Annotated in this window: 3 protein-coding genes; 1 reads left to right on the forward strand and 2 read right to left on the reverse strand. The window is 57.2% G+C overall.

Annotated features, from left to right (window positions below; genetic code table 11):
• The first annotated feature begins 73 nt into the window (after positions 1 to 73).
• Positions 74 to 820: a hypothetical protein gene (locus QZZ60_RS11120; protein WP_295641401.1), complete on the forward strand. Its 747-nt coding sequence runs from the start codon at positions 74 to 76 to the stop codon at positions 818 to 820.
• A 155-nt stretch (positions 821 to 975) separates the two neighbouring features.
• On the opposite strand, the gene QZZ60_RS11125 is transcribed toward QZZ60_RS11120, so the two are convergent.
• Both QZZ60_RS11125 and QZZ60_RS11130 read right to left on the reverse strand, forming a co-directional pair.
• The gene (locus QZZ60_RS11125; protein WP_295641403.1) at positions 976 to 2,307 is read right to left on the reverse strand and encodes an OmpP1/FadL family transporter; all 1,332 of its coding nucleotides are present in this window, start codon (positions 2,305 to 2,307) and stop codon (positions 976 to 978) included.
• A gap of 83 nt (positions 2,308 to 2,390) precedes the next feature.
• Positions 2,391 to 2,903, reverse strand: coding sequence for a transposase (locus QZZ60_RS11130; RefSeq protein WP_295641405.1), 513 nt, complete (start codon positions 2,901 to 2,903; stop codon positions 2,391 to 2,393).
• Positions 2,904 to 2,993: the final 90 nt, after the last annotated feature.

The following is a 2,993-nucleotide window of genomic DNA, read 5'->3' on the forward strand; positions in this document are numbered from 1 at the left end:
AGCCTTACAGGCGCATAAGAGGAACCACCGGCTATGCCGGTGGGGCCCCTTTTTTGGGAGGACAGAAGAACACATGGCATTTACCGGATGGGAAAACGTGAAGGAAGGCGAAGAATTTTCCGTGGAGGAGATTGCCGCATTCTACGGCAAGGTGGGGGCGTATGCGCTTCTTGAGCCCATGAAAAACAGCCTGTGGGGGCGTTACCCCCTGATGGTCCGCGCCATGACGACGGAGCGCGTGGAAGGGCTTTTCGAGCCCAGGGAACGCGTGCGGCTTTTTCTCCGAAAGGAAGGCGAGGGGTACGTCCTTAAGGCTTTTCCCGAAAACATGTTTGAAAAAAAAGACAGTTATCTTCCTTTCATAGGCATGGCGGAAGAAAAGGCCGTGCAGAGTTCTGCCCCCTCCGGCAGCGAGCCGTGGACGGACATGTTCTGCGCGAGAGACTATTATCTTCCGTACTGCGACTCCCTGCAGGCGCTCAGGCCTCCGTATTCCGACGAACAGATGGAAAAGCTGTATCACGACTTTGCGGAGAACTATGCGGAGTACGACGGCCGCTGCGCCATGATTTCCGGACCGTACCGCACGGGAGCCGGAAAGTTTTCCGCCTTCTGCTTTGCCCTGACCCGCGAGGGACTCAATCTTCCCGACGGTTCCCGATGCTTTGCGCCGTGGGACGTGGTGCTCCTTTTTCTTGAGCTGAAAGGAGAGAGTGAACTCGGAGAGGTGGCCACCGTGCCGCTTCGCATGGTCAATTTCTACGACGGTGAAAAGCTTCGGGCCTTTGCCGAACTTCTGGAGAAGCAGGCGGAAGCGTGACGCTCTGAACGGGCGACGTGCGCAAGACGCGTTCGTTATGCAGAAATGCCCCGGTGAAGTGTTTCCGTCTCCATTATGGAGCGGAAGGGCTTCATCGGGGCATTTCTGAAAGGTTCGTACCGGTCCGCAGGCCGGACGTTCCGCGCATCGGGGTATTAGAACTTGTAGCCTATGCCTATGCCGAAGTTGTGGGCATGAGGATGGGTGGTATGCCCGGCCACCACGCCTCCGGCGGGATTCAGACGCGCGGCATCCGTGTAGTCGAGCACATGGTTGTGGATGTACATGTACGCAAGGTCGATGGTCCAGTTCTTATAGAAGAAGCCTACGCCTGCGGTGTAGTAGTTGCGGCCGTTGGAGGGCACCATGTAGTCGGCGTTGCCGAGGTTCATGGGCGAGGTTTCATACATGAAGCCGAGGCGCAGAGCCATCCAGTCCACGGGCTTGTATTCGGCGGAAATGCCGAGCGTCCAGCTGTTTCTCCAGTGTCTGTCGGTGTTCTGCCATTCGTTGACGGGGTCCTTCATGTAGATGTTGAAGTCGCGGAAGCGGCTCCAGAGCGTGTAGACGGCGTCGGCTTCAAAGCTGAGGTTTTCCACGGGCTTGTAGGCTACGCCGAAGCCGATGGAATCGGGCAGGTGCAGGGTTCCGCGCAGGCGGGAATTCTGGAGCATGAGAATGTCGGGGGAGAGTGCGCCGAGCGGCGTTTTGCCGAGCTGATTGTCGTAGCGGGTCTTGCCGCTGACCTTGAGGCTCATGGGCGCGCGATAGGTAAGGCCCATGGACCACTGATCGTTGAACCTCATGTGCAGAGCCACGTTGCCGCCGAAGGAAACGCCGTGACCGTTCAGATTGAGGTCGCCGGGTTCGCCGAAGCCGAGACCCTGGGATATGGCGGCCAGACTTCCGTGGCCGTACTGATTGAGGTTCTTTCTCATCTGCATGGAGGCGGTCATCATTTCCACGCCCACGGCCAGGGAAAGATGGTCGTTGAACTTGTAGGCGATGCTGGGGTTGAGCGAGTTGGTGATGAGCTGCACGCTCTGCAGGTTGTAACCGCCGGGCCATTCGTTGGGATACTTCACGCCGAGGCCGAAACGGGTGTAGGAAGCAAGACCGAACCACACGTTGTCGTTGATCTGATGCGTCACGTAGAAGGAAGGAATGGGCCAGGTCTGATGGGCGCTGTGGTAGTTGCCCGTGTCGTTGCCCGCGGCGTCTCTCGTGTCCACGCCCCAGTAGAACTGGGACACGGCAAGGTTGGCCTGCATCTGCGTTCCTTCAAGGAGCGTCATGGCGGCAGGGTTGTAGGCAAGCGTGGAAGGATCGCCTCCGCGCGCGATGAGTCCGCCGGCCAGGCCCATGCCGCGGGCGCTGTTTTCCATGATGGCGAACCCTTCAGCCTGAGCGCGGGATGCGGGGAAAAGAAGAGTGAGAGAAACAAGAAGCGCGCCGAAAAGGCGTGCGCCGGGGAAAAGACGGTTCATTGCACAACTCCTGCTGCCGCTGAGAAAAAGGACAGGCCGACAAAAGCCATGCAATGAACTATAGGACTTCCCGATAAATTAAATCAAGATTTGAATTTATCCGTAAATAGCGCGGTGGCCTTGTCGCAGAGAGCCTTGGCCCGTTCTCTGCTTCTGCGGCTGATGACCGGTCTCCAGATGCGGCATTCTTCCGGGGCTTCGGAAGCGTCGTGACCGTCCGTCACCTTGCCGGCGCTGGCGGTCGCCGCCTTGGCGCTGCGAGTGGTGTCGAGGGTCCATTCCCAGGCAATGCCCTTCATTTCTTCAAATTCTGCAAGGCCTTTCTTCCAGAGTTCGCTGAACAGGCCCTGAGCTTCCCATTTTTTGAAGTAGGCGTGAATGGAGCTCGGACTGCCGTAGAATTCCTTGGGAAGGGACTTCCACTGCGTGCCCGTTTTCAGCACGTACACAATGGCCGAAAAGACTTTGCGGTAGTCGAGCGGCTTGCGTCCGCCTCCGGCGATGCGCTGGTAAACCTTTTCAGGATCACGAACGGTTTCCGGAATGAGCGGCTTGACGGCTTCCCAGAAGGAATCGGAAATTTCCCAGAATTTCATGGTGTTAGGCCTATATGATTGTTGAGTTGGTGAAAAGTTTAGCATAAAAGGGAAAGGAAGTCAGCAATTGCTTATTTACGGATAAAAATA

The sequence above is a fragment of the uncultured Mailhella sp. genome (assembly GCF_905187505.1).
GTDB lineage: Bacteria > Desulfobacterota > Desulfovibrionia > Desulfovibrionales > Desulfovibrionaceae > Mailhella.

Excerpts from the sequence above, each read along its gene's own strand:
- QZZ60_RS11130 (WP_295641405.1), bottom strand. The coding sequence starts at position 2,903 with ATGAAATTCTGGGAAATTTCCGATTCCTTCTGGGAAGCCGTCAAGCCG.
- QZZ60_RS11120 (WP_295641401.1), top strand. The coding sequence starts at position 74 with ATGGCATTTACCGGATGGGAAAACGTGAAGGAAGGCGAAGAATTTTCC.
- QZZ60_RS11125 (WP_295641403.1), bottom strand. The coding sequence starts at position 2,307 with ATGAACCGTCTTTTCCCCGGCGCACGCCTTTTCGGCGCGCTTCTTGTT.